This window comes from Chitinophaga qingshengii (assembly GCF_014529935.1).
Lineage (GTDB): Bacteria > Bacteroidota > Bacteroidia > Chitinophagales > Chitinophagaceae > Chitinophaga > Chitinophaga qingshengii.
This window is the reverse complement of record NZ_JACVFC010000001.1, coordinates 1,437,008-1,459,174: the sequence shown is the minus strand read 5'-3', so window position 1 is coordinate 1,459,174 and position 22,167 is coordinate 1,437,008. Positions and strand designations below refer to the sequence as shown.

Sequence of the window (22,167 nt, the reverse complement as noted above, 5' to 3'; positions counted from 1 at the left end):
AACCATGAAGCAGGTATATAAAAATAACATTCATTTTTTAGGAGGACTGATCGCATTGGTTTGTATGCTGACAGCGGGTTGCCGTAAATCGGATTTCCCGGATGTAAGTTCACCGGCCTATCTCCGTGTGTTCAATTGTCTTACCTACAACGTCACCATCGATAATAAAGACGCACCGCCGCCTTTCCTGACCATGCTGATAGACCCGGTGCTGGATGCTTCCGGTATTCCCGTGAGTGCAGACGTGACCTTCGATTTTATGGGGCCCAGAGGACCGCTTGCCAGACCGTATCCCGATGCCGGTAACACCGCTTTGTGGCAAAAGGAATTTCCCGGTACGGCTAAAATTCCGGTTGGGCCTATTGTCAACGGCTACGATCTCTCCGGTTACGGTATGGTAAAAAGTGGTATGCACCGTTTTATGTTCCTCACCAGGCCCCGCAGCAGCGATCCCTTTTATACGCTGCCGGTCAACTCCAGGAAAGCGGTGCTGGTAGATACCACCATCAACCTGGAGCAGGGAGAAATTTATACCATGAATATCCTGGAACGGTCGGTGTATACAAGAAAGACAGGTATTTATCTCCGCAAGGAAATATTTACCAAAATACCCTTGTCCGATTCGCTGGTATATACGAATTTTTACAACCTCAGTTCCGAAGGATATGCGAATACCTATGTGGCTATCTCTGGTAGCGCCAATAACATGAGTATGCGGGATACCATGAACATTTTCTACTCGCTGTATGCAAAAGACCGCAAGGAAATCAAAGGATATGTGAATGCGTTTATGACCAACGTTATCCGTTCGCAGGAGCCGGTGGTACATCCTTACAGCAGTTTCCCGCTGTTCCCGGATTCCACGGCCAGTCATATCTACGCCGGTACTTCCGGTCAGTTGTTCAATTTCCTTGTACCGGGTATGGCGCCGGAGCTGATTGGTGGTCTTACCGACGACAGTAAAGGCACCTACACTTCTTTTGCATTAGGGCCCGAAGCGCCGGTGGCTATATTTAACCTCGGTGGCGATGTACGTTCCGGTATGGTCATTTCTGTATACTCCGGTATTTATAACCCGCGGTCGTTTGCAACGGTGAATACCGTGGAATATGTGAATGGCAATATGTATATCACTACCCTGCAACGCCGTTATGATCCGCCTATCTATAAATAAACAAATCATGAAGCGATATATTCCCTGTTATATCTTCCTGTTGACCTTACTGGCTTTTGCCTGTAAGAAGATCGATGTCACCCCGGACGATCGGGTTTCCGGCATTCGTACCATAGGAGATTTTATACACAACAACTACGATCTGAGCCTGTTTTCGGCAGCCTTGCAGAAAACAGGCCTGCTCGATAGCCTCAATACCGATGGACCCTTTACCGTCTGGGCGCCGGATAACAAAGCATATAATGCTCTGGGGATCAACAAACCGGAGGATTTTAACCGCATGAATACGGACAGTCTCCGCATCGCCCTGAAAAACCTGATGTTCAGCGATCGTTTATACACTTCCGTTATTCCTACGCAGCTGGATAATCGTTATACCTGTCTGGGTGGTATGTTGAGCTATGTTTCCGTGGGAACCATTGGCGCTAACGCTGATGCTTTTCCCACCGCCTTTAACGGCAGCATTGTATACGAACCTGGTAAGCGTAACCTGGCTATGAAAAACGGGGTAGTTCATGTGCTGAAAGCGGTGCCCAAATACACGGAAAAAAATACGCAGGAAATACTGGCAGCGGATACCACATTGTCCATTTTTGTGGCCTTGCTGAAAAAAACCAATCAATGGGATGCCCTGAAAACGGAAGGGCCTTTTACCGTGTATGCACCGGTGAACGAGGCTTTCCGTAATTGTCAGCTTACGCCGGATAGTATTGCCAGGATAGATCTATCCCGTTATAAACCGCTGGCTTTTAGCGTGTATACGCTGAGGTTACAACCGCATCATATCCTGATGAATGATCTGTGGGTGATAGGTGCTACCAGTGCGCGTGTCGACCTGGGAGATGGTTATACCCTGAATCCAGGCAGTACTTTCAATGTATATGCACCTGGTGAGAAGTGGAACTATCACAGTCCCAACAACGGTATCAATATCGCAGACGGGGCGAAAGGCCAGGATATCATGACTACCAACGGGGTCGTGAACCGGCTGAACAATATCCTGTTGTATCCTGACTCACTTTTAATCCAATAAAACCGGAACTGATGAAGCGAAATTATTTCATATATACGTTTGCGTTGTCACTGCTGTTTCTCTCCGCCTGCCGGTTGAAAGATGCTCAGGTAACACCGGTGGGCAAGCCGCTGGAATATGCCGGTCCCACCCGTAAAATCCGTGAACTGCTCGATAGTACCAATCTCACTGTATTCAAGGCTATCTGGAAAAAGGCCAACATGGACTCCGTGATCCTGGAAGGTGGCTGGCAGGCCTATACGCTGTTGGCGCCTACTGATGAAGGGTTTGCCAAAGCAGGTATCACCCTCGATAAAGTGAATAACATGCCGGTAGCACAGTTAGATACCCTGCTGTTTTATCATACCCTGGAAACCTGGGTATCCGGTGACGGGTTAAAGAACCTGATCGGCAACAACAGTATGCGTACGCTGTTGAAACGCAGCGATCTGCCGGGTTTCTATGCCAACGATCCCTATATCTATTACCATTACCTGGGATACCATGGCGGGAAGCTGATGGTAAACGGTCAGCCTTATACGCTGAAAGCACTGGAAGCCACTAATGGTACTATCTATGTGTTGGATGCTGTATTGAACAAACCGGAACAGGATATGATCGACTACCTGAAAAGCAAACCTGAATTCAGTTATCTCCTGGAGGCGTTCCGCATCAGCGACAGTATTTATCAGGCTACCTGGAAAACGCCGATGGTGACCAGGTTGCTGATGAACACACCGGAGAACAAATCGTTCACATTGTTTGCGCCTACCAATCATGCGTTTCAACAAGCAGGCTTTAATACGGTGGACGATCTCCGGCAAAGGGCGTTAAGTTACCCGGTAGACTACTCCTACTATGACGATCATATGTTTTACGTGAGTCCTACTACTTCGCTGGATTCTGTTCTGTCGGCCAATCACCTGGATTTTAATAGTGCCATGCGCGTAAACGTGCCGTTGGTGCTGTTCTCCAATGACCTGACCGATAATTCACTGTTACCAGGCTTTATGATCAGGGCAGGCTCGCAGATGCATGAGCCGCCGCAGTATATCCGGCTTTCCTTTGCCAACACCGGTGGCAGTATCATGGTAAAACAGCTGAACTCGGCGCTGCCGGCGCGTAAGCTGGTCACCACCGATTTGCTGTTCCGCAACGGTGTTATTCATGTGATAGATGACGGCCTGTTGATGCCTTAAGGTTCACCCAAAAATATTTTTAATAAGATGAAGAAATATATATTGTTTGGGATGATGACTGCGCTGTTGTTCTCCTGTAAGAAGGATGATAACCAGCCATCCGGGCCCAACAAGGACAATAATAACATCCTGTATGTAATCCAGGATAACAAGTTCAACTTTTCCTTTTTTAATACAGCCCTGACCGTTACCAATTATGGTAATACCTTTCTGGGAAAAGGTCCTTATACCGTGTTGATTCCGGATGATAACGCCTTTCAGAAAAGCGGTTACAATACCACGGAAGATGTAGCCAAAGAAAAAGGCATGGTGTTAACTAACCTGGTGAAATACCATACCCTGCCCGGACAATGGCAGCTGGACAAATTGCCGTTCCGTTTTAATCAGCCTGTTGTTACCGCCTCCGGTACTTCGCTGTTTGTTACACACTGGGTACATGGAGAGGATACCGTCATCGTAGTGAACGGCACCCGTGTAACCGCGTTGAACCTGCCGGCCAGCAATGGTTTGATACAGGTGATCAATACCGTACTGAATCCGCTGGTACAGGATAAATTGAGCGATGCTATCGCTGCCGAGCCTACGCTGACTTATTTCAACGCCGCCCTGCAACGGGCCGGCCTGAAAGAGCTGCTGAAGGGAGATGGGCCTCTCACCGTGTTTGCACCCAGTAATGCTGCCTTTATCGCAGCAGGTTTCCCCACCACCGATAGTATCGTACAAACGGACCCGGCTATACTGAAAAATATACTGCAGTTCCATATGATGGCTACCCGTCGGTTTGTCTATGACTATGTACTCATTACCGACGACAGTAATCAGACCCGGCAGAATATGCTGAACAGCAGCAGTACCACGGTGAACCTGCAAAACTACGGCAATGACTATAACATTACCATCACCGGAGCGGGTAACCTGCAACCGGCGCAGGTACTGAAGTCAAATGTGCTGACCAACAACGGGGTATTGCATATTATAGACCAGGTGCTGACCGAAAATTTATGATGCGTTACTTAAAATGAACCGAAAATGAAAAAATTACATATACTTTTTAGCTTGTTGTGTATGCTGCTGGTCACGCAGTTGCAGGCGCAGGAAACCAGCGGGAGGCTTGACGGGCGTATATTGGACGGAAAGGGCCAACCCGTGCCCGGTGTAACGGTGCAGGCGGTACATACGCCAACGGGCACACGTTATGGTACTGTGGCAGGTAATGATGGCCGTTATCATCTCGCAGGACTGCGTATAGGCGGCCCTTATACGGTGCAGGCTTCCATGATGGGCATGGGTACCCAGGTAAGGGAAGGACTGCAAATCAGATTGGGAGAACCTTTGCAGCTGGTGCTGGTGTTGGAGGATAATCAGAAACAATTGTCCGAAGTGGTGGTGAAAGGTAACAAACAGGCCAAAGCCAATACCTATGGCGCAGGACAGAACATCAGCAGCGCACAGCTGAAGAACATGCCTACCATCAACCGTAGCCTACAGGATATGACCCGGCTGGTACCCCAGGCATCGAAAGATAACTCTTTCGGGGGTACGAACTTCCGCTACAATAACGTTACCCTCGATGGCGCCATCAATAACGATGCGATCGGCTTCAGTCCTTCTAATGGCGGTGTCACCGGTACTTCCGGTATGCCGGGCGCCAGTACGCATACCAACCCGGTATCGATGGATGCGATCGAAGATATGCAGGTGTACCTGGCCCCCTTTGATGTGAAGATCGGTAACTTCACCGGCGGTAGTATCAATGCGGTTACCCGCAGCGGTACCAATACCTTCACCGGCTCCGTATATGCTTTTGGCCGCAACGCCGCTATCACGGGAAAAGACAAGGCAGGCGCTCTCGGTAAAATGAATAATGATTTTTATGATTATCAAACCGGTGTCCGGTTGGGTTTCCCTATTATCAAAGACAAACTGTTCTTTTTTACCAATGAAGAATTTACCGGTCGCCGCGATCCGGCGCAACTGCTGGCAGGCCAGGCGGAAACCGCGCAGATACTGAGCGTGAAAGACGAACAGGATATCCGCAATGCTACCCTGCAACGTTATGGTAACGCCTTCGATCCCGGTACCGGCGGTGCTTACAGCGCTAACAGCAGCTCCCGGAAGTTTTTTAATCGCCTCGACTGGAACATCAACGCCATTCATCAGCTGTCTGTCCGTAATAATACCATCCTCTCCGAAGCCATGATGATGGACCGGGACCAGGCTGATTTTCGTTTCACCAGCATGGCTTATAAACAAACGAATAACCAGACTTCTACGGTAGCAGAATTAAAATCCCGCTTCAGTACCCAACTGGCGAACAGCCTGATTGTAGGATACACCGTTGTAAATGACAAACGTGATCCGCAATCCGATCCGGCGCTGCCGCAGGTACAGATCATGGGCCGTACACCGGGAACTACCATTTACCTGGGAACCGACAGGGAAGCGGCTATTTTTAATATGCAGCAACGTACCTGGGAAATCACGGACAACGTAACGCTCTATAAAGGCAAACACACGTTTCTCTTCGGTACACATAATGAGCTGTATCATATCAAATACGGTTTTGTTAACAGCTGGAATGGGCGCGTAGATTATCTCAGCATCAACGACTACCTGAACAACAATCCCTGGAGAGTACGGGGCAGCTATAACTACACCGATAACAGCAGGGAATACATTATGGCGCATCCGCAGGCTTTTAACCTCGATCTGTTAAGCGCCTATGCACAGGATGAAATTCAGCTGACCGACAAACTGAAAATTACGCCGGGTATCCGTGCTGACTATACGTTGTTGCCCGTGAAGCCGGAGCTGAGTGAAAAAACACAAACAGCACTGCAGGACGGTTTCCTGGGAACAACGTATTACTACACCCCGCTGAACCAGATCAGGAATAGTTATTTTAACCGGGTACAGCTTTCTCCCCGCCTCGGTTTCCGCTACGACTGGACGGGTGATCAACGGCTGGTCCTGCGCGGCGGTGTCGGTATGTTTACCGGCAGAATTCCGTTGGCATGGCTGGCGTACGCTTATTACAACAACGGTGATACCTATGGCGCTTTTGATCAGAAAGCAGACCAACAGGCTTTCGTAAAAGGTACAGATCCTTTGAGAGGCGGAAGTAACGGCATCGGTGGATTCATTGGACAGAACGGCGCTGTATTGAATAATAAAAACAGTGGTAAAACACAGGTCGATGTAGTGGATAACAATTTTGTAATGCCGAAAGTGCTGCGTACCAGTCTGGCTGCCGACTATACCACCCCGTCAGGTTATAAGTTCACCGTGGAAGGCATCTACACCAGGAGCCTGAAAGATGTGATGTTCAGACAGGTGAATATCAAAGATGATCCGCGTTATTACGGATATGATGTAAATCAGGCGCAGCCTGTATTTAACGGCAGCGTAGATCCGCGTTTTGCGAATGCCTACGAATTGAGCAATACCAATAAAGGATATCGTTACAGTCTTACCGGTAGTGTGAACCGCAATTATGCTTTCGGCTTAAATGCGGGCGTGTCTTACACTTATGGAGAATCCAAAGATATATCCAATGGTATCCGTAACTCTATGGAAAGTAACTGGCAGTTGAACCAGGCGCTGAATCCTAACAATCCCGGCCTGGCTTATTCCAATTTTGACATCCGTCACAGGATAGTGGTGCATGTAGATTACCGCAAAACCTGGGATAAAAAATGGACCAGCAGTTTCTCCTTGTTTGTGAGTGCGCAATCCGGTTCTCCGTTTACCTATGGTATTGTGAACAACAGTATCCAGGGGCTGCCGCAACAGGTAAGCCTGGTGTACATCCCACGGGCGGCGGATGCGGCCCGTTATTTCCAGGATTATACCGATGGCGCCGGTAATGCGGTGACAGCCGCTGCGCAAGCAGAAGCATTCAACCGTTATGTAGATGGTAATGCGTACCTGCGTACTCGTCGCGGTGATTTTACCGAAAGAAATGCCGGTCGTACGCCCTGGAATACACAGGCTGATTTTCACTTTGGACAGGAATATCATTTCTCTGATCGTCCGGGTAGCAGTTTCCTGACGTTTACCCTGGATGTGATGAACCTGACTAACCTGTTGAACAAGGAATGGGGGCGGGTATACTTTTCTCCCAACACCTTTAACTCCACCGCGAGTGTAGGGCTGACGCCTTTTTATCCTGGACGTCAGAGCAAGGAGAATTATCCGGTGTATATGTTTGCCGATCCGGGTAAGCCTTATGCAGTTGACTTCTTTAACTCCCGCTACCAATTGCAGTTGGGGATGAGATATTCATTTTAAGTAATCATATCAACATACAGTGATGAAACATTTTATATATTTTCTGGCATGTACGGTGTTCTTCCTGGCGGCCTGTAGAAAAGACCATAAAGAGGCGGCGGTACCATTGTCGGTGACAGGCTTTTTACCCAGCAGCGGTAACGCCGGCACGGTGGTGACTATACGTGGAACAGGTTTCAGCCGTACGCTGGAAAGCAACGAGGTGGCTTTTAACGGCACTGCTGCCAGGGTGCTTAGTGCCAACGATTCAATGCTGGTGGTACAGGCGCCGGAGAAAGGGACCACTGGTCCGCTTACAGTGAAAAATGGTGACCGTAATGCACAAGGGGGGACCTATACCTATCAGGCTTTGAGTATACATAACATCGCTCCGGCTAACGGTCCCGCAGGTACGAATATCTACATTTCAGGGGCGGGTTTTACCGCTACCGATGGGCCGGCGGAAGTAACCATCAACGGTCATTCTGCCGTGATTGCCAATTCCAATGATACTTTGCTGGTAGCCATCGTGCCTGCAGATGCGGGTGCAGGCGCCGTAGAAGTGAAAGTGAACGGTGCACATGCCAGTGGACCATCATTCGTCTATCAGTCCATTACACAGATAAAACCTGCCAAAGGTGGCGCCGGTACTAAAGTAACGCTTACCGGTACTGGTTTTGACCAGACGCTGGTCAATAACCAGGTGGCGTTCAACGGAGTAGCCGCTACCGTTATCAGTGCAACTGCTACGTCTATGATCGTAGTGGCGCCGGATAATGTGAAAACAGGCCCGGTATCATTGACCGTCAACGGGCAGAAAACCACAGGACCATTGTTTACACAGGTGCCGGTGCCTGCTATTAAAACGGTAGCACCGCTCAGCGGACCGGTAGGCAGCACCATCACCATCCAGGGTACAGACTTCAGCGATATCACGGATGAAGATTCCGTGTACATCAATGGTACGGCCACGACTATACTGAGTGCAACCAAAAGCCAGCTGGTGGTCAGCGTACTGCCTGGTACTACGACCGGCACGCTCCGGGTGGTAGTCAACGGACAGGCTGTCAACGGACCGCAGTATGCGGTGCAGGCCCTGGGTATATCGCAGTTGTTGCCGGATAACGGTCTCGCAGGAACGATTATCAAAATCAGCGGTACTGGTTTTGATCCTATCGCCACCAATAACCAGGTAACGATCAACGGACTGGCGCTGGTTGTCAACACTGCATCGGACAGCGTATTGACCGCTACTATCCCGGCAGGTATTACTACCGGAACATTGCAAATACGCACCGGCAGTTTATCTGCTACCGGACCGGTTTTTCGCAGGGCGGGTGTGAGCCTGTTCTACAAAGGACCTATGGTAGAAACCAACCAGCGAGGTATGGCGATTGATAGCAGGGGGTATATATATGTAGCCGCCGGTAACAAAATCTACCGGATCAATCCGGACGGCTCCGGTGGAACCTTGTTCGCGGGTGGTGATAACTCCGGTAATACGGATGGTATGGGTTCTGCCGCGAAATTCAACGGTATCTGTGGCCTGGCCTTCGACGCGAATGACAACCTGTTTGTCGCAGATGGCTGGAACAACAGCGTACGGAAAATTACGCAAGCCGGTATTGTAACAACGTTCTATTCCGGTTTGGATAATCCGGCGCGTTATATTGCGTTGGACCCTGCGGGCAACGTATACGTCGGCTCTGAGTACAGTGGTACCTTCCGTATCGCCGCCGATGGTTCACAGGTCAAACAGATGTCGAGAGGTGGGTTCTCGTCGCAGTTTACCGTGGTGAACGGGTATATCTACTGGACCAACTCCGATGGCGGCGCCATATACCGGTATAACATCGTTACCGGTCAGGCAGAACATTTTGCGGGTACCTTCTTCCAGTCAGGTTACGAGGATGGGCCACGCGGTGTCGGTAAAATGGATGGCCCGGGCACATTAACCTATGACCCGGTAAGCGGACAAATCTATGTTATAGATGGAAACAACTTTTCTGTCAGGAGTATTTCAATAGCAGATGGCACTATCAGCACCATCACCGGTTCCGGTGGCACCTATGAGCCGTGGCATAGCGGTAATAAGGACGGTACCCTCCAGGAAGCCCTTATTTCACCTGTTCAGGCGGGATCTATGGCAGTAGATAAACAGGGTAATATCTACATCGTGGAAGATTATTTACGTCAGATCAGGAAAATAACGCTGCGGTAATAATTATAACACAACTGGAAAGACCTGTTTGTCTTTGGACAAACAGGTCTTTTTATGTATCAAGACCATTGGATTGCAAAACGGCATTGGTGCAATAGAGGCGTATTTATCACAATAGAATAGATGGAATTATCTATTTTAGCTACTGATCCTCCTGTGAAATATGATGTTTGAAAACATACAGATCGTTACTTTCAGCAATAACATTCCTAATACAGATTATGTTTCCTGGACGCCTAAATCCAGGCTTTGGTGCCTTTGTGAGCTATCGGTGGGATTCGGGGACGTAATGGTGTGGGATGAAAAAAATGCAATACCGCTCAATACCATGATCGGATTCATGGATTTCATGATGCATTCCCTCGATTCTCCGGAGGGAGAAAGCTGGACACACGATCTTCCGCATGCTATGGGGAAAATAACGCTACAGTGGACTGTTACCGCCGGGGATGAAGTAAACTTCAGCATCTTCCAACAAAAACAGTTGATGCAAAAGACAGTTTCAAAGGCTACTGCTCTCAGCTACCGGCATCAGTTCTATATCCGGGTAATGAGCCTGTTGACGGCTCATGTGCCCGAAAAAGTTTGCTGGCGTGTGGGGGAGAAGTTCTACCAGGAGGAAATCCGTGATGAAAACGCTTTCAGGATCGGACAACAGGTAACTACCATTCCGGGGCCGGAAATAAAGACACTGCGCGCAGGCTTTGTCATCTCCCGGAAGTGGCACCATCAGCGGGGAGCATATATTTATCAACTGTTGATGGAAGGAAAAGTAACATCCAGATGGTATGATAGCAGCGAACTGGCGTTAACAGGAGAAGGGAGATGGCAGACCATCCTCCTTCTCCTGTTAATAGATTTGAAAAATAGATGTTTATTTAAAATGCTGCTGAAACTTTTGCAGCCATTGTTTTTCTCTATCCCAGAGCAACGCACTCTTTTTACCGGTTAGCAACTCGTATAGTTTCCTGATCTCCTGGTTGCCGGCAGCATATTGTACCAGGAATTCCAATGCCACCATGATCTCCGTTTGACCGGCGGTATTCATCGCTTCGATGGCCCGTTGTTTAGCCACCAGTTGTCGCACGCGGTGAACGAGGTTTGGGACGACGGCTTCGCCGCCATGTTTAATAACGCCATAGAGGGCGGTAAATTTATTCTTGCCTTTCTCTAATTGCTCGAGGAACAGGGGAAGGTAAGATGCATCACCTAGTTTGAGAATAGCGCTCAGCGCGGTACCGGATACGTCCTGTCTTTTGTGTTCCAGCAATTTTACCAGGGAAGGCAGGCTCTCCGGGGTGCCGGAGCTGGACAAGGCCATGTTGGCATATATCAGGTCATATTCGTTTTTGCTGGTGTGAATCACCTCCAGCAGCGCAGTTTCGGCGGTTTTCTCTGCGGAATGTGCCAGCGATTTGATGGCGCTCTGCCGTACATCCCAGGCTTTATTTTTAGTGGCGGTTATCAACGGTGTGAGATTGGTGCCCGCCGGTTTCTTCAGATCGGCAATACCTTCCAGCAGCGCCGACAGGACGTATTTATCCTTTTCCTTGTCCACCCGGCTTATCAGGAAAACCATCGCGGTTTCGTTGTCGGTATTTTTGGCAATATGCGCCAGCGTGAAATAAGCCCTGTGCCGTTTTTTCAGGTCTTTTTCTATATTGATAAAATCTATCAACTGGGGAACATAGCGTGCATCCTGTATTTTTTCCGCTTCTCTCAGGGCGATAAATGAAATGGACTTGCTACTGCTTACGCCCTGTGGGAGCGGCATATCGCTGGTGTCGTTCATGCGGTCAATCAGTTCAATCAGATATTGGTCCATAATGGATGAAAAGCATTGATGAAGGGCTAAATATAGAAAATTATTTCCGGTTCAGCCGCTCCAGGAACTGTTGCCGGTAAGTAAGGCCTACCGGAAGGCACAGCTGTTGCAGGGTGACCATGTTCTTTTCGTACATGGTAATATGGCGCAACGAGATAACATACGACTTGTGGATTCTGATGAAATGCTGTGCCGGCAATAGTTCCATTAGTTCGCTCATGGTCATCAGGGTCAGCAGTTTTTTGTCCCGCAGATGAAACCGCATGTAGTTACCGGCTGCTTCCACGTAGAGAATATCGTCTGCCTGTACCCGGTGCCACCGGGCACCGCTTTTGATGACCAGCTCATCTTCCGCGGCGCTGCCCGGAGATTTCGTATGAGCGGTGGCAATGGCTTTGTTAACCGCTTTCAGAAAGCGGGGATAGTTGATCGGCTTCAGCAGGTAGTCCACCGCATTGTATTCGTAACTTTCTGCACCAAATTCCGGATGGGCCGTGGTAAAAACCACCATGGGCGGCGTTGGCAGGGATGCCAGCAGGTGTATACCCGACAAGCCGGGCATGTTGATATCCAGGAATAACAGCTGAACTTCTTCGCGCAGCAGGTAGTCCATTGCCTTATAAGGATTGGTGAAACTGCCGGCCAGCTGCAACAACGGTGTCTGTTCGACGTACTGTAATGTCAGCGCCAGGGCTAAGGGTTCGTCATCCACCACTATACATTTCATAGCTATTTAAATTTATTTCCAGCCGGATATCAAAATGAGGAGGGTGGTTGTTGATGCGCAATTGATGGCCGGCAGGATACAGCAACGACAACCTTTTTTTTACATTGGTGAGGCCTACGCCGCCTACCTGGGGGATAACGGTCACCGGTGTTCCTCCGTTACTGTTTTTTACAGAGAAAGATAAAATATCTTTTGCTACCGTTAACTGTATATCGATATAGGAAGGCTCGTCCAGCCGGATACCGTGTTTAAAGGCATTCTCCACAAAGGGCAGTAATAACAAAGGCGCGATATACTGCGGCGCGTCTATGGTGTGGAGAAAGCGGATATCGGCTTTGATTTCATCGGATATCCGATGCTGTTGCAGCTCAATATAATGCTCTATATACCTGATTTCCTGTTGTAGTAGTACCCGGTCTTCATTGCTTTCATACAACATATACCGGATGAGATAACTAAGTCTGTCAATGATGCCGGCGGTGCGGGTGTCACCATAAAGCGAGGCGCTGGCATAAGCAGTATTGAGGGTGTTAAAAAGGAAGTGCGGATTAATCTGCGCTTTGAGGAAGTTTAATTCTGCTGCTAACTTTTCCTGCCGGGTTGCCTGTTGTTGTTTTTCCCTTTTCAGCCAGGTAAGTGTAAAACCATAAGCCATGGCCATCGTTATCAGTATAAAGTCGAAAACTACATTGATGACTACCTGTTCTTCAAAAGGTTCTTTTTGGGTAGACACGATACTATCAAAAAAGAAAAAATCAATGAAGGATTTTATCAGCGTGGCGCCCATATACAGCAGCAGTAGCCTGAATACGAGCAGTTTCGTTTTTTTTAGTGCGGCTCCGCGAGGGATAATCACCAGGGCAGCGGTATAAAACATCGCTGCGTTGATCAATGTGCCGATGGTCAGCGGATAAAAAAGGGTGTGCTGCCTGCTGCTGAAAACGCCTATGGTATCGGCAAGCAGCGCGAAGAGCAGGTAGGCGCTGACCCAGATGAAAACATGAATAATGATTTCAAAGTGTTTTCTTTTCAAGTGCGGTGTTTTGTTATGAAAGTAAAGTTATTCCGTTGTCCGGGAAAAAAGAGTTGATGAACTGCCGGTTATTTTATTTGAACTGCGTTGGAAAGATAAACAAGCGGCTACAAACAGCAGGATACTGCGTTGATGTATTCCCGTTAGCCGGTGTTGGCAGGGATGCTAAGTTTGCGCAAAAAACAACATATGAAACGGTATTACTTTCTGTTAATGCTCCTGGTTATTAATTTTTCCCTGAAGGCGCAGGACCTGAAGGGATTCTGGATAGGCACCCTGAAACTCATGGGGGAAGAACCGCCGGAGGTAGCCTTTGAAATAACTGCCAATGCACAGGGGCAGCTGCAGTCGCGCATACATATTCTTAACCAGAAAGTATTTGATGTAGCCACGGAACACCTGGTGGCTACCGGCGGCCGGCTGGAAATGGACATCCCTGCCATGAGTACCCGCTTCGAAGGCAGCCTGGTCAATGACAGTACTATCAGCGGTTTTTTCCTGATGAATGACAAACGCAAGTTTACCCTGAACCTGGGTAAACGGGCTTCATTACCGGTAGCCAAGTTAAAGCGGCCGCAGGAGCCAGTTCCCCCGTTGCCTTATCAGGAGGAAGATATCTTATTCCCCAATACCGCTGCGGGTGTAACGTTGGCGGGCACACTGAGTTTACCCGCGGGTAAAGGTCCGTTTCCAGCGGTGGTACTTATTTCCGGCTCCGGCGCCAATGACCGCAACGAAACCATTTTCACCCATAAGGTTTTCCTCGTGCTGGCGGATTACCTCACCCGGGCGGGTATTGCAGTGCTGCGGGCAGATGACCGGGGCGTAGGCAAAAGTACCGGCGATTATGAATCGGCTACCAATGAAGACCTGGCGGCGGACGCCCTTGCCGGTGTACAATACCTCCATACCCGCAAAGAGATCCTGTCCCGTGGCATCGGACTGATTGGTCATAGCCTGGGAGGCGATATTGCCCCTATCGCAGCGCTTTCGCCGGAAGTGGCTTATGCGGTGCTGATGGCTGGCACCGCCTCTGATATGGAGACCGCCGTTAAAGAAGCAGTTGCCGTGATGGGCGAGAGAAGCGGCGCTACACCAGCGGCTATCAAAATAAATGCAAGACTGATACATGATGTGTTTTCCATAATAAAATCGGAGCCGAATGACAGTGTCGCGAAAATAAGGATAGCCGCCGCCTTGCTGCCGTTGGATAAGGAGATCGCCCAACTCTCTGCCCGTGACCGGGAAATTATGGAGCTCACGCAGCCGCTGCATGTGGAAGAATTCCTTCAATTTTTATCCGGGCCCCGGCGGGCAGATCTGCTCCGTAACCAGGCAGGCGTGTTAAAGCGGGTTAAATGCCCGGTGCTGGCGATCAACGGCAGTAAAGACGTACAGGTGCTGCCCAAAGAGCTGAAACGTATTGAAAAAGCGTTGAAAGCGGGTGGTAATCAACAGGTGACCATCAAAGCGTTTGAAGGGAAAAATCATTTGTTCCAAAATGCGAAAACAGGGCTGCTTTCAGAGTATCCTGATATTGAAGAAACCATAGCGCCGGATGTACTGGCCTATGTGGCCGCGTGGATCAAAAATAAGGTGCAGTAAACATAGTGGCGGCCGCTTATAACGGCCGTCACTACACGAATTTTATTCTGCTCTTAAACTGTTCACCGGGTTAGCCAGCGCAGCTTTGATGGATTGGAAACTTACGGTAATAATGGTAATCACAATTGCCGCTAATGCTGTACAGAGTAATACCCCGGCGCCAATATGGATACGGTATTCATATTGCTGCAGCCATCTTTGCAACAGGTAGCAGGTAACCGGAGCGGCTACTATGCAGCTTAACAGTACCAGTAGCACAAATTCTCTGGAGAGCAACAGCCATACCTGTGCAATAGAGGCGCCCATTACTTTACGGATACCGATTTCCTTGGTGCGTCGCTCTGCCATGTAAGCAGCCAGGCCAAAGAGGCCCAGGCAGGAAATGAGCACTGCTAAGGCGGAGAATAAACCTGCCAGCTTGCCAACCAGGGTTTCAAATCCAAACTTATCAGCATAAGTCTGGTCCACAAACCTATACCCAAAGGCATAAGATGGATTGTGTTTAGTGAAGATGGCCGTCAGTGTATTAATGGCTTTGTCAGTTGAGACACCGGGAGCCAGGCGGTAAGTGATGATATCGGCCCATTCCGGATTATACAGGAACATGCAGGGGGGTACGGATGAATAAGGGGAGCCCATCAGGGCGTCTTTCGCTACACCGATGATCCGCAGGGTTACCACAGGATCACTCCATCGTATGATCTGGTTAACGGGGTCTTTCAACCGCATCCGTTTGATGGCGGCTTCATTCATGATAACGTTGAGCGTATCGGCGCCCAGGTTGCCGGAGAAATTATTGCCGGCGACAATAGGGATTCCCATCGTTTTAAAGTAATCAGCGTCGGATACGGCGATGGTGCCCAGTTCCAGCGATTCGCCCGGTTGTTTGCCCGGCCATTCGCGGATGTTATTGGTGACCCATATTTCGGTAACCGGACAGGAAGACTTGGTAACACTGGCCACTACGCCACTTTGAAGCAAATCATTTTTTAGCGCGGGGTAACCCTGGTTCAGGTCCGGACTGTTATTGGTCATCAGGAGGCGATTGGTATCATAACCGGTAGGTCTGTTTTTGGCGTGTTGTATTTGCTGGTAGATAATGATGGTGCTGATCATCAGGGCTACGGAGCAGCTGAACTGCAATACTACCAATGCCCTTCTGGGAAGTGCCGCCGTGGCGCCTGCCTGAAGGCGACCTTTCAATACTTTCACCGGTTGGAAAGAAGAGAGATAGAAGGCCGGTCTGGCGCCCGCCAGCAGCGCTGTCAGTAATATATAACCTGCGAGTATGCACCAGAAAATGGCGTTGTTATAAGGGATGTGGATAGCGCTGCCCGTGAGACTGTTAAACGCCGGCATGGCCAGTTGCACCATCAGGATCGCCAGTATAAAAGCGATAAACGTCACCATCAGGGATTCCATCAGGAATTGCAGGATCAGGTCGCGGCGATGGGAGCCGATCGCTTTTCGTATACCCACTTCCCGTGCCCGTTTTTCAGAACGCGCCGTAGAAAGATTGATAAAATTGATGCAGGCAATCAGCAGTACCAGCAAGCCTATCAGGCTGAACATCTTCACATAGTCGATCAATCCGCCGGCAACCACGCCATTTTTAAAGTTGCCATACAGGTGAATGTCTTTCACCGGCTGCATGAATACCTCGCTTTTAGCGATACTGTATTCATCCTGACTGTATTTTTTTAAGATCGGTTTGATATTGGCAGACACCTGGTCGAAGGATACATTGGGCTGCAGGGACACAAATGTCTGCAGGCTGTTATTGCCCCATTGGGTACCCCAGTGCAGCACTTTTATCATATACTCCAACGGTACGATATAGCTGAAGCGCAAAGAGGAATTATCCGGAACGTCTTTTAGTATACCCGTTACCTTTAGATCTGTCTGGTTGTCTATACGCACTACCTGGTTAATCGGATCTTTATCACCAAACAGTGATTTGGCGGTGGAGGCAGTGAGCACAATGGAATGCATATCGTTCAGTACTTCGCCCGGGTTTCCGCTTAACAAAGGGTATTGAAATACTTTCAGAAAATCGGTGCTGGCCGTTAAACCGCCCAGGTATAGTTTTTTATCACCGGCTACCAGGCCATGCCACGATACCCAGTCTGTCTGAGTCACATGCTGGATACCCGGTATCTCTTTTTTCAATACTTCCGCCAACGGATAGGCGGTAGACCGCTGGGTGAGGATGTCGCCGTTATAAACGGTCCTGTACATTATCTGCTGCGTATGCTGATAACCCGGCAGAAAACGGTCGAAAGAATACTGGTAGTGTACCCACAAACCGATCAACAGCGCTACCGCCATACCGAGTGCCAGTCCGAATACGTTCAGCAGGCTGTATACCTTGTTGTTGATCAGCGTACGCCAGGCTGTTTTAAAGTAGTTGCGCAACATATTAAAGGAATTGATCAGGAAACCCGCCTGAATAATATGCCATAAATTAAGGTGTTAAATATCAAAACATTAAATTTTAAATATTATTATATATTGTTCGGTTTTAAAACAAATCTGTCCGGTTTTCAACAGGGTTATTATCTTTGAAGCATGCGTAAAAGTAGTGCTGAAAAACCAAAGTTGTCAGCAGCGGAACAGGCTACCCTGCTACACACCCTGCAAACACGTTTTGAAAAGAATATGGCCCGGCATAAAGGCCTCGACTGGGCTGCGGTTGAAAAGAAGCTGAAAGCCGACAGCGCAAAGCTATGGTCGTTACAGATCATGGAAGAAACCGGTGGCGAACCAGACGTTGTAGGGTATGATAAAAAAACAGATGAATATATCTTTTATGATTGTTCACCGGAAACGCCGGCGGGGCGACGGAACATTTGTTACGACCGGGAAGCGCTGGACTCCAGGAAGGAGCATAAGCCGGCAGACAGCGCGGTAGACATGGCTGATGCCATGGGGATTGCGTTGCTCACGGAAGAAGAATACCGGTCATTGCAGGAACTGGGAAAATTTGACCTGAAAACATCGAGCTGGGTGGCTACGCCTGCGCCTATCCGAAAACTGGGTGGAGCGCTTTTCTGCGACCGGCGTTATGATCATGTTTTCCTGTACCATAACGGCGCTTCTTCCTATTATGCGGTGAGAGGATTCAGGGGCTCGCTGAAAGTTTAGATAATACTGCTGCTAGATAAAACCGCCCGGGACAGCCCCGGGCGGTTTGGTTTTTTAGGACTTTACTAACGGTAAAGCATATAGGCTTGGTTTTTGCTTTTCCGTTCCGTTAACGAAAGCGTTTAAGATAATGACAGAGAAGGCCTATACTGACAAGGAAATTATAGCTTTGTTTGATTATACCAATAATGCCGGCGCACAGGCATTTCTGAAAGGGTTGTTTGACAGGTCCCGCCTGACCTATGAAGATGTAGTGGCCCGGCAGCAACTGCTGCGCACCTTTGCCGAACACTGGTCTGTACTGGAAAAGTTCAGCTACCAGCGGTACGATTTTGAAGAAGTTTACCAGTTTACCACCACCCTGAAAAATCATTACGGAGAAGAAGGTCCCGACCGGATCACGTTAATGCTCAGCAAGGATAAACACCGGATCAAAGGTGGTTGCGCACAGGTGGTTTTGTTACTGGACCGTCTGTATACACTGTATTTTCAACAGGCCAGCCAGATTAAATTTCCTCCTGCATTCCAGGTGTGTATAGACAGGATCATGGCGCTGCTGAACGGAATGGAAGTAGAACAACTGGCGGTACAGGTGAAACGGGGTACTACCTTATCCATCAATGATACGCTGCATTTACTGAAGTGGCTGGTGAAAAGGGATACAGTGGGCGAGATGTTCGCTTTCTGGCAGTCCATGTTTGAATATGAAGCCTATTGGTCAGTAGCTAAAGGTATCCGGCTGGGGAATTTTGTTTTCCCGGTATTTACCACCGGCGCCTTTTTGCTGGAAGATTTTTATCACCCCACACTCAAACAACCTGTTCGTAATAATTTCACCGCCGGTAACGAGGTAGTGCTGCTGACAGGTCCTAATATGTCCGGTAAATCTACTGTGCTGAAAGCGGTCAGCATTTGTGTACTGCTGGCGCATCTGGGTTTCGCGGTTCCGGCATCCAAATGCGAGATTCCGTTTTACGAGGCCTTCCTGATTGCTGTGAATGTGACAGACGATATCAAAAGCGGGTATAGTCATTTTATGCAGGAAATCATCAACCTGAAAAATATACTACAACAGGCCACCGAAGGCAAGAGATGTTTTGCTGTTTTTGATGAACTGTTTTGTGGGACCAATATCGACGATGCGATTGATATCACCTGTACTGCTGTGAAAGGATTGGCTAATTTTAAAGGATCGTTTTTTATGATTTCCACGCATCTGTATCAGCTCGATGAACTGCTGCCGCAGGACTGTTTTGCCGCTTACCAGCTGGAAGCTATGATGGAAGCCGGAATGCCCCGGTATACCTATGTACTCAAAAAAGGATGGTCGCAGTTGAAGTTCGGAAAATTACTCTTTGAAAAAGAGGGCTTGCATCAACTACTGGGCGGAATTATAGAATAACGTCCGCCTTTTCCTGTCTCTGTTTGAAATTATCGCTGATAGCTCCCTACTCCAGCTTGATACTTTTTACCGGATCGGTCAGGGCCGCTTTAATGGCTTGCGAACTAATGGTTAACAGGGCAATCACCACCGCCAGCATACCTGCTGCCAAAAACATCCAGATGCCCGGATTGATCCGGTAATAAAAAGACTGCAGCCACTGATGACTGATCCAATAAGCAATGGGGGAGGCGATCACCACCGCAATGATCACCAGCTGCAGAAAGTCTTTGGACAACAGCAGGACGATATGACTTACGGAAGCGCCGAGTACCTTACGTATACCGATTTCCTTAAAACGGCTTTCAGCCATGAAGGCGGCCAGGCCAAATAATCCCAGGCAGGATATGAAAATAGTGAGTATAGCAAACAGTGCAGCCAGTTTACCGGTGAATTGCTCGTTCCCGAATTTGCCTGCATAGGCATCGGCTGCAAACTTGTATTCCAGCGGGAAGGCGGGATTATATTTTTTAAACACTTCTTCCATACCGGCAATATCTGCTACCAGGGGTCGCTGCTCATTTAACCTGATCAGGATAGTACCCCCTTCGTATTTAGGCCCTTTAATGACGATCGGGTTGACGGGCCTGTAAGGCGATTCCTGGACGAAATCCTGTACTACGCCCACCACATGCCAGCTGTCGGGATCATCAAAAATTTCCTGCCCTATAGGGTCTTTAAAGCCCATTACTTTTACGGCTGTTTCATTGATCAGGCAGGCAGTTGAATCCGTCGGGTATTTTTTGACATCGATATCCCGGCCTTGTATGAGCTGCATGCCCGCTGTTTTAACGAGGTCTCCGCCGGTGGTGTACCGGTTCACCTGTACTTTCATGTCTTCCGGTTTGCCCTGCCAGCGCAGGCTCAGTCCATATCCCCAGTTTTCTGACAGGGGAGAAGATACTTTGGATACGGAGGTGGCATAACCCGAACTGATCAATGCTTGTTTGATCAGGTGGAAATGCTTATCCATTTCATCATTGGAAAATACATGTACCAGGTTGTTCATGTCGATACCGGTTTTCCGCTCTTCGCCCAACCTGATTTGTTGGATCACCACGAAGGTGCAGATAATCAGGATGATGGCACATGTAAATTGCAGTACCACCAATACCCGGCGTGGGGTCACCAGTGTACGGACACTTTTGTCGCTTCCCTTGAGTGCGGAAATGGGTTTGAATCCAGACATAAAGAACGCCGGATAACTACCTGCCAGGATGCCTGTCAATAGAATAAAGCCGATGCCGGAGAGCCAATAAAACGGATTACCGTACTCCAGCTGCAGTTGTTTGCCGGTGAACTGGTTAAAGAACGGCAGGGCCATCATCACGATACCCCAGGCCAGTATGCCGGCGATAAATGCCAATGAAATGGATTCTATCAGGAACTGAAAAATGAGTGCCTGTTTTTGTGCCCCGATGGCTTTGCGTACGCCTACTTCCTTTGCTCTTTTACCGCTGCGGGCGGTGGACAGGTTCATGAAATTAATACAGGCTATCAGCAGCACCACGATACCGACCAGGAAAAAGGTGCGCACCGTGGTGATACGGCCACCTACCGCCACGCCATTCTCAAAATGACCGTATAGCCGTAACTGGCTGACAGGGTAGAGAAATTCTGTAGTGGATGCTTCCCGGGTGTGTTGCCGTATGATATGCGTTAACTTATTGCTAAGGGCGGTGGCGTCGGTATGAGAACGTAGTAATACAAAAGTAGGAATAGAGAAGTTACTCCAGTCTTTGTCGATATTACCGGCGAGGGTTTCCCTTTCATAGGAAACGAGGTATTCTATGAAGCTGAACTGTGTATTGTCGGGTAGGCGCTGCAGCACACCGGATACGGTGTAGGGTGTATTACCCAGCTCAATGATTTTTCCAACGGGGTTTTCCTGCTGAAAAAATTTGTGGGCCAGTTGTGTTGTGATAACAATATTGTTGGGGTCTTTTAATACCGTTTGTGCGTTCCCGTTAACCAGCGGGAAAGAGAACATCGAAAGAAAGCCGGGGTCTACCACTGCACCGGCGGCCATCAGGCGTTTGTCCTGCTGAGGAGTACCCAGCAGGTTGCGGGTCCAGCGTACACGGGATACTTCTTCTATTTCCGGATAATCCGTTTTCAGCGTGGGCGCCATGATTTCCGGTGTCATCGTCATCGACCTGATCTTGTTCTGAATACTATCATTGGACCATACCTGGTACAGCCGGTCAAGTTTGCTGTGGAAACGGTCAAAGCCGGCTTCGTCCTTCACCCAAAGTAAAATCAATATGGCAGTAGCCATACCGATGGCTAGACCGCTGATATTGATCAGTGAAAAACCTTTGTTCCGGGTGAGGTTGCGGAAGGCGATGTGGAAGTAGTTTTTGAACATAGCGTAGCGGGCCTCGAAAAAAGTGCCAGTATAGTAATTTTTTGATTGTTAATCTGTTATGCTCTATTTGCAGGTATTGAAATGTCCGCTTTTGACACAGCTGGCTGTACGAATATGAACATCAACTAAATTCTTAGTTATAAGTAATT

The 22,167-nt window shown here is 48.7% G+C and carries 15 protein-coding genes; 10 read left to right on the top strand and 5 right to left on the bottom strand.

Annotated elements, in window-relative coordinates:
- The first annotated feature begins 4 nt into the window (after nt 1–4).
- The 7 genes from ICL07_RS05310 to ICL07_RS05280 all read left to right on the top strand — a co-directional run bounded on the left by ICL07_RS05310 (nt 5) and on the right by ICL07_RS05280 (nt 10,827).
- The gene (locus ICL07_RS05310; protein WP_188086881.1) at nt 5–1,174 is read left to right on the top strand and encodes a hypothetical protein; all 1,170 of its coding nucleotides are present in this window, start codon (nt 5–7) and stop codon (nt 1,172–1,174) included.
- A gap of 7 nt (nt 1,175–1,181) precedes the next feature.
- On the top strand, nt 1,182–2,207 hold the full coding sequence (locus tag ICL07_RS05305) for a fasciclin domain-containing protein (RefSeq protein WP_188086880.1): 1,026 nt from the start codon (nt 1,182–1,184) through the stop codon (nt 2,205–2,207).
- Nucleotides 2,208–2,218: 11 nt separating this feature from the next.
- Nucleotides 2,219–3,385, top strand: a complete 1,167-nt coding sequence (locus ICL07_RS05300) for a fasciclin domain-containing protein (protein ID WP_188086879.1) — start codon at nt 2,219–2,221, stop codon at nt 3,383–3,385.
- Nucleotides 3,386–3,412: 27 nt separating this feature from the next.
- Nucleotides 3,413–4,390, top strand: a complete 978-nt coding sequence (locus ICL07_RS05295; protein WP_188086878.1) for a fasciclin domain-containing protein — start codon at nt 3,413–3,415, stop codon at nt 4,388–4,390.
- A gap of 24 nt (nt 4,391–4,414) precedes the next feature.
- Nucleotides 4,415–7,675 carry a TonB-dependent receptor gene (locus tag ICL07_RS05290; protein WP_188086877.1) on the top strand — a complete coding sequence of 1,087 codons (3,261 nt, stop codon included), beginning with the start codon at nt 4,415–4,417 and terminating at the stop codon, nt 7,673–7,675.
- 22 nt (nt 7,676–7,697) lie between these two features.
- Nucleotides 7,698–9,875 carry an IPT/TIG domain-containing protein gene (locus tag ICL07_RS05285; protein WP_188086876.1) on the top strand — a complete coding sequence of 726 codons (2,178 nt, stop codon included), beginning with the start codon at nt 7,698–7,700 and terminating at the stop codon, nt 9,873–9,875.
- A 163-nt stretch (nt 9,876–10,038) separates the two neighbouring features.
- Nucleotides 10,039–10,827 (top strand): hypothetical protein, encoded by a 789-nt coding sequence (locus ICL07_RS05280; RefSeq protein ID WP_188086875.1) that lies wholly within the window; start codon nt 10,039–10,041, stop codon nt 10,825–10,827.
- On the opposite strand, the gene ICL07_RS05275 is transcribed toward ICL07_RS05280, so the two are convergent.
- From ICL07_RS05275 to ICL07_RS05265, 3 genes are read right to left on the bottom strand one after another with little or no spacing between them, the layout of a single operon-like run.
- Nucleotides 10,750–11,700: a HEAT repeat domain-containing protein gene (locus ICL07_RS05275; RefSeq protein ID WP_188086874.1), complete on the bottom strand. Its 951-nt coding sequence runs from the start codon at nt 11,698–11,700 to the stop codon at nt 10,750–10,752. The genes ICL07_RS05280 and ICL07_RS05275 overlap by 78 nt on opposite strands.
- A 40-nt stretch (nt 11,701–11,740) precedes the next feature.
- Complete coding sequence (locus tag ICL07_RS05270) at nt 11,741–12,427, bottom strand: LytR/AlgR family response regulator transcription factor (RefSeq protein WP_188086873.1); 687 nt, start codon at nt 12,425–12,427, stop codon at nt 11,741–11,743.
- Nucleotides 12,405–13,460, bottom strand: a complete 1,056-nt coding sequence (locus ICL07_RS05265) for a sensor histidine kinase (protein WP_188086872.1) — start codon at nt 13,458–13,460, stop codon at nt 12,405–12,407. Before ICL07_RS05265 ends, ICL07_RS05270 begins: the two co-directional genes overlap by 23 nt.
- Before the next feature lie 189 nt (nt 13,461–13,649).
- On the opposite strand from ICL07_RS05265, the gene ICL07_RS05260 reads away from it, so the two are divergent.
- A complete protein-coding gene (locus tag ICL07_RS05260) occupies nt 13,650–15,065 on the top strand; it encodes an alpha/beta hydrolase family protein (RefSeq protein WP_188086871.1) in 1,416 nt (471 codons plus the stop codon).
- Nucleotides 15,066–15,107: 42 nt separating this feature from the next.
- On the opposite strand, the gene ICL07_RS05255 is transcribed toward ICL07_RS05260, so the two are convergent.
- The gene (locus tag ICL07_RS05255; RefSeq protein ID WP_188086870.1) at nt 15,108–17,483 is read right to left on the bottom strand and encodes an ABC transporter permease; all 2,376 of its coding nucleotides are present in this window, start codon (nt 17,481–17,483) and stop codon (nt 15,108–15,110) included.
- 150 nt (nt 17,484–17,633) lie between these two features.
- On the opposite strand from ICL07_RS05255, the gene ICL07_RS05250 reads away from it, so the two are divergent.
- Together ICL07_RS05250 and ICL07_RS05245 are read left to right on the top strand one after the other, a co-directional pair.
- Nucleotides 17,634–18,209, top strand: coding sequence for a DUF4256 domain-containing protein (locus tag ICL07_RS05250; RefSeq protein WP_188086869.1), 576 nt, complete (start codon nt 17,634–17,636; stop codon nt 18,207–18,209).
- Nucleotides 18,210–18,339: 130 nt separating this feature from the next.
- Nucleotides 18,340–19,611, top strand: a complete 1,272-nt coding sequence (locus tag ICL07_RS05245; RefSeq protein ID WP_188086868.1) for a MutS-related protein — start codon at nt 18,340–18,342, stop codon at nt 19,609–19,611.
- A gap of 46 nt (nt 19,612–19,657) precedes the next feature.
- Here ICL07_RS05245 and ICL07_RS05240 read toward each other — a convergent pair whose 3' ends face one another.
- Complete coding sequence (locus ICL07_RS05240) at nt 19,658–22,018, bottom strand: ABC transporter permease (protein WP_188086867.1); 2,361 nt, start codon at nt 22,016–22,018, stop codon at nt 19,658–19,660.
- Between the last annotated feature and the right edge of the window lie 149 nt (nt 22,019–22,167).